The sequence below is a fragment of the Paenarthrobacter sp. genome (genome assembly GCF_031180005.1).
Classification (GTDB): Bacteria; Actinomycetota; Actinomycetes; order Actinomycetales; family Micrococcaceae; genus Arthrobacter.
Window position 1 is genome coordinate 1 of the sequence record NZ_JAPSHI010000062.1, and the last position, 5031, is coordinate 5031.

The 5031-nt window shown below is 61.5% G+C and carries 5 protein-coding genes; 1 reads left to right on the top strand and 4 read right to left on the bottom strand.

Going from position 1 to position 5031, the window contains the following annotated elements; all coding sequences use genetic code 11:
• Positions 1–173 precede the first annotated feature (173 nt).
• Together RIF72_RS19850 and RIF72_RS19855 are read right to left on the bottom strand one after the other, a co-directional pair.
• The gene (locus tag RIF72_RS19850; RefSeq protein ID WP_309076503.1) at positions 174–1361 is read right to left on the bottom strand and encodes a 4-hydroxybenzoate 3-monooxygenase; all 1188 of its coding nucleotides are present in this window, start codon (positions 1359–1361) and stop codon (positions 174–176) included.
• Between the two features lie 117 nt (positions 1362–1478).
• Positions 1479–2219 (bottom strand): IclR family transcriptional regulator, encoded by a 741-nt coding sequence (locus tag RIF72_RS19855; protein WP_309076504.1) that lies wholly within the window; start codon positions 2217–2219, stop codon positions 1479–1481.
• 195 nt (positions 2220–2414) lie between these two features.
• Between RIF72_RS19855 and RIF72_RS19860 the strand changes: the two genes are divergently transcribed.
• Complete coding sequence (locus RIF72_RS19860; RefSeq protein ID WP_375164257.1) at positions 2415–3713, top strand: MFS transporter; 1299 nt, start codon at positions 2415–2417, stop codon at positions 3711–3713.
• 22 nt (positions 3714–3735) lie between these two features.
• On the opposite strand, the gene RIF72_RS19865 is transcribed toward RIF72_RS19860, so the two are convergent.
• Positions 3736–4149 (bottom strand): Hpt domain-containing protein, encoded by a 414-nt coding sequence (locus tag RIF72_RS19865; RefSeq protein ID WP_309076505.1) that lies wholly within the window; start codon positions 4147–4149, stop codon positions 3736–3738.
• Entirely contained in the window at positions 4142–4864 is a 723-nt protein-coding gene (locus RIF72_RS19870) for a signal peptidase I (RefSeq protein WP_309076506.1), read from the bottom strand. The genes RIF72_RS19865 and RIF72_RS19870 overlap by 8 nt, the downstream gene beginning before the upstream one ends.
• Positions 4865–5031: the final 167 nt, after the last annotated feature.

A 5031-nucleotide genomic window follows, 5' to 3' on the forward strand; every position in this document is an offset into this window, starting at 1 on the left:
ACCACCTCATCCACAAAGAACAATGGCGCATCAACATCACAACCGGCACCCCATGGTTCATCCCCCCACCCCACCTCGACCCCCAACAAACACCCCGACGCAACCACCACCACACACCCCAAAGAACATAGAGGCGTGCTGTGACCCGGCCGACTTACGACCAGCGACCAGAGCTACCTCGCCGTCGGCCATCCTGTGTATGACTCCGCCAGATACGCTTTGGCGTGCTCTGACGTCACCACGGAGTGCAGTTCACCAAGTTGTCGGGCGCGATCGAAGTCGTCGGCTCCGGGTACGGTGTGCAGCATGGACGTCATCCAGTACGAGAAGTGCTGGGCCTTCCACACACGGTCCAGAGCCCGGTCGTTATAGGAATCGAGCAGCGCAGTCGAACCGTTCGAATAGAAGGAATCGAGGCCTTCGAACAGCACCTTGACGTCATGGATAGCCAGGTTGAGGCCTTTGGCACCGGTGGGCGGGACTGTGTGTGCTGCGTCGCCCGCAAGGAAGAGGTTCCCGTGGCGCATGGGGGTGTGCACGAAACTGCGGAACGGCAGGACCATCTTTTCCAGAACGGGTCCTTCCTTGAGCTCAAAGCCGTTGCCGTTGACACGCTTGCGAAACTCCGCCCAGATTCGCTCGTCATCCCAGTCGGCCACGTTTTCTTTGGGGTCGCATTGGAAGTACATGCGCTGAACAGTTTCGGTGCGCTGACTGATCAAGGCGAAGCCGTTCTCAGAGTTGGCATAGATGAGTTCGTCGGCACTGCGAGGGGCTTCTGCAAGGATTCCGAACCACGCGAACGGGTACTCGTGGAAGTACCACTTGCGGTTGGCTTCGGGGATCTGGAAGCGGCAGTGGCTACGCGACCCGTCGGCACCCACCAGGAAGTCGGCCTGGATTTCGAACTCCTGGCCATCGGCGTCGGTGAACCAGACCTTCGGCTTGCCCTCGAGATCATGCACGGTGGTGTCGGTGACGCTGTACCGGACGTCGCCGCCGTCGGCCTCCCGTTTCGCGGCAAGGTCCATGAAGACTTCTGTCTGGGGGTATAGCCACACGGATTCCCCCACCAGTTCCTTGAAGTTGATGCGGTGACTCTCGCCGTTGAAGCGCAGTTCGATGCCATCGTGCCGGTCACCTTCGCGCAGCACCCGGTCAGAGACGCCGGAATCAACCAGCAGGTTCACAGTGCCGTGCTCGAGGATTCCGGCGCGGACTGTTTCCTGAATTTGCTTGCGACTGCGGATTTCCACCACCACGGATTCGATGCCCTGCTTAGCCAGCAAGTGGGAGAGCATCAGGCCGGCGGGGCCCGCTCCCATGATGGCCACTTGGGTGGTGATAGGTGTACGTGCCATGTTTTTCCTCGCTTCGTTGCGGATCCCGGCTTCCTCGGAAGCGGGACGAATCTGGAATCAGTGTGACCGCCGTTGCGTGATTGGCGTTACACCAATTCCGATGAATGGAAGAGAGGTCTAGTCCCCCAGTTGACGCCCGATGCCCCGGGCCGCAGTCTGAAGCGCGGGCACCAGAGCCTGCAGCCGCATCTCCGCAAGGGGAACCACTACTCCGAGGGCTGCCACGGCCCGACGCTTCATGTTCATCACCGGCACGGCAATACCCCACGTGTCCGGGTCCACCACCCCAGCCAGTTGGGCGTACCCCTGCTGAGCTGCCTCCGCCAAGAAATGACGCACGACGTCGGAAGTCACTTTTCCGGATGGATCTGCGAACTGTTGGAGGTACTCCGCCTGCATCTCCCGCGACTGGTGTGACATCAGGGCCAGCCCTGCCGAGGAAATATGTACCGGCATCCGGCCGGCGATCCGCGCCCGGTTGGCCACCGACCCCCGTCGCGAAAGCCGCTCAACAAAAAGCGCTTCCCATCCGTCGAGTACGGCCAGATTCACATTCTGGTTGAGGACCTGCTGAATGTCCTCCATGAAGGGCATGGCGGCCTGCCTAAGAGCCAGCGTAGGCGAATTCCGGTTGACGAGCTCCCACAGGCGCAGTCCCAAACGAACCGTCCCACCGGCCCCAAGATCCAAGAGCCCATGCTCTGAAAGTTGCCGCACCAGCCGATGAGCTGATGACAATGGGAGTCCGGCGCGGTCAGCCAGTTCGCTCAGTTGCAAGGAGATCACGCCCTCCGGGAAAGCCTCGATGACCCGCACGATGCGGTCCACCACTGAATCGCCTGATGCTGAGTTGGCCATGATGCGCTTCCTTATTGATCGGTCACTGCGGTCGGACACCCCTGGCCACTATTACCTGGTCCCTCAACTTCGCGCGCCCGCGAGTGGCCTTCCATTCAATGGTAGAACGTGCGCCAGCCAACATCATGCGGTGATACAACTCTCATAACCGACCGACCGACCGTTCTGGGGTCGGCACTAACCACCGAGGACGCTATGCCAACGATGCCATCTGCCCACCGCTCCCAATGGCCTGTTTGGCTCTGTTGGCTGGCCATGGTCCTGGACGGGTTCGATCTCGTGGTCCTGGGCACCGTCATCCCAACACTCATCAAGACCGGCGAGCTGGGATTCGACGCCGTCGGAGCCACCTTCGCAGCCACCATTTCCCTAGTGGGCGTGGGCCTTGGCGCCCTCTTTATCGCACCGCTGTCGGACAAGTTGGGACGCCGCAAACTGCTGATCGCCTGCGTTGCAAGCTTCTCGCTTTTCACCATAGGGATCGCCTTCGCCCCAAACGTCGCCGTCTTCTCCCTGCTTCGCATGTTGGCAGGGCTCGGACTAGGCGCCTGCCTCCCTGCCGCCTTGGCATATATCAACGACTACGCGCCAGCCGGATCTGCCGGCAAGTCCACCACCCGGACCATGACCGGATACCACGTTGGTGCCGTAGCAACAGCACTCCTGGCCATCTTCATCGTTCCGAACTGGCGACTCATGTTCATCATCGGCGGTGTCGCCGGTCTGCTGCTCCTGCCCTTCCTGTGGGCCAAACTGCCGGAATCGCTCCCTGAAACGACCCCCGCCAAGACCGGCCCGGCAAAGTCCGGCGAACTACAGTCAAGCGAACCCGCAAAGGGACCAACCGTCGTCGAGCTTTCAAAGGGCACAAAGCCAAAGACCGGGTTCCGTGACCTCCTGCAGAAGCCCTATCCGCTGGTTGCCGTGGGCATCGGCATCGCGTCGTTCATGGGGCTGCTGCTGGTTTACGGCCTGAACACGTGGCTACCGCAGCTGATGGCTGCCGCCGGATACCCCGTAAGCACTGGGCTGACATTGCTGTTGGTCCTGAACCTCGGCGCCGTTGCTGGCCTGTTCCTGGCCGGAATCCTGGCCGACAAGCATGGGACCAAGAAGATCGTGCTGATGTGGTTCGGTCTTTCGGCCGTGTTGCTGGCCATTCTGAGCGTCAAGATCCAGAACGAGCTCCTGCTCAACGCTGCCGTGTTTGTCACTGGCGTCTTTGTCTTCAGCTCGCAGGTGCTGGTCTACGCCTGGGTCAGCCAGCTGTTCCCATCCCGTCTCCGCGGAACCGCGCTGGGCTTCGCCGCGGGGGTAGGAAGGCTCGGCGCGATAGTTGGGCCTGCAGTCACGGGGACCCTGGTTGCCGCAAACATTGCCTACCCCGCCGGCTTCTATGTGTTCGCTGTCGCCGGCGTGTTGGCAGTAGCTGCACTGTTTCTTGTGCCTCATGAGGTCAAGGCCGCAGCCACCAGCGTGCCGATTGAGCGCTGAACATTACGTTAAGCGCCAGACCCTAAAAGGGCGACCGGGACCTCGAGCAGAGCGACTCCCGAGCCTTCCCCAGTAACTGAGGTCCTGCAGCGAAGCAGCGGTCCGTAGAGTTTTGAAGAGCCGGAAATGCCTGGACAGCCGAGTCGAAGTGGTCTTCCCTGATCATCCGCTCGATGGCCCGGCACTGGTTCTCCGTGTCCAGAGCGCCGACCATGGCCGAGGAAATCTTCAAGCTCAGGATGGCATCCATGCTCGCGTTGACGTCGTGCGCGCACAAGCCGCTGGAGATGCTGAGAATCCGTTCAGGCAGCATGGTCAGGTAGGTGGAAAGAAAACGGATCGCTGGCGTTGAGTCCCCCAACTCATCAGCCAGCGCTTGCAGCCTGCAAGGTTCCAGGACGAGTGCCTCCGGCGCAGGGCCCGGGTCCTCACTCACCGCTTGCTGCCTGGGGAGCTTCAGCGCCTTCCAGCGCCGGCTTTTTGGGGTCTTTGGTCCAGATGGAGGCGAGCATTCCGATTACCAGGATGGCGGGGGCACCGTACATGAGGGTGTTCATGACGACGGGTTCGCGGAGGGCGCGGATGGCATTGCCGACGTACGGGATGGTGGCAACCTGCTTGTCCACGGTTTTGCCTTGAAGGGTGGCGATCCAGGGGTCGATGCCGTTGTTGGCATCGCCCTTGGTCTGCACTGCCACGCCGCCGTCCGCGGTGGTGGTGATCTCGGTGATGCGGTGGGTTTCCACTCGCTGGTCTTCGACCGGGATGTGGTATGTGATAACGTCCCCTACCTTGACGTCCGTGACGGCGGTCGGGGCTGTGACGACGACATCGCCGGGGTTGATCAGCGGGGCCATGGAACCGGTGAGCATGGTGGAGGTTTGGTAGCCGAAGATCCGCGGCCCGATTGCCAGGAAAAGGAACACCAGGGCGGCCAGGACCAGCATACCCACACCGATACCCCTAAACACCGCGCTGGCAACCCGGCGGAAGGCCGGGTTGGCATTCACTGCAGTTGCGGTGACTGCTGATGGCGGCATTACGACGGCGGTGACTTGCGGGATCTCGAAGGCCTGCGCGGTTTCAATGATCTGCGCTGTGGAACGCCGGCCCTGGACTGCGGGTTCATGGATGCTGGTGATGGTGCTCATTGCCTGGCATTCCTTTCGTTGTCGGGTAGGGCTTTACCGGCGGGCCTGATCGGGCTGGGGGAAAGGAAACCGATCAGGCCCGGCGGGGCTGTTGTGGTGCTGTGTTTATTTGGTGGTTTCGGTGCGTTGGGTGCCGGTGAAGGCGAAGGCGATGGTGGAGGTGGCGC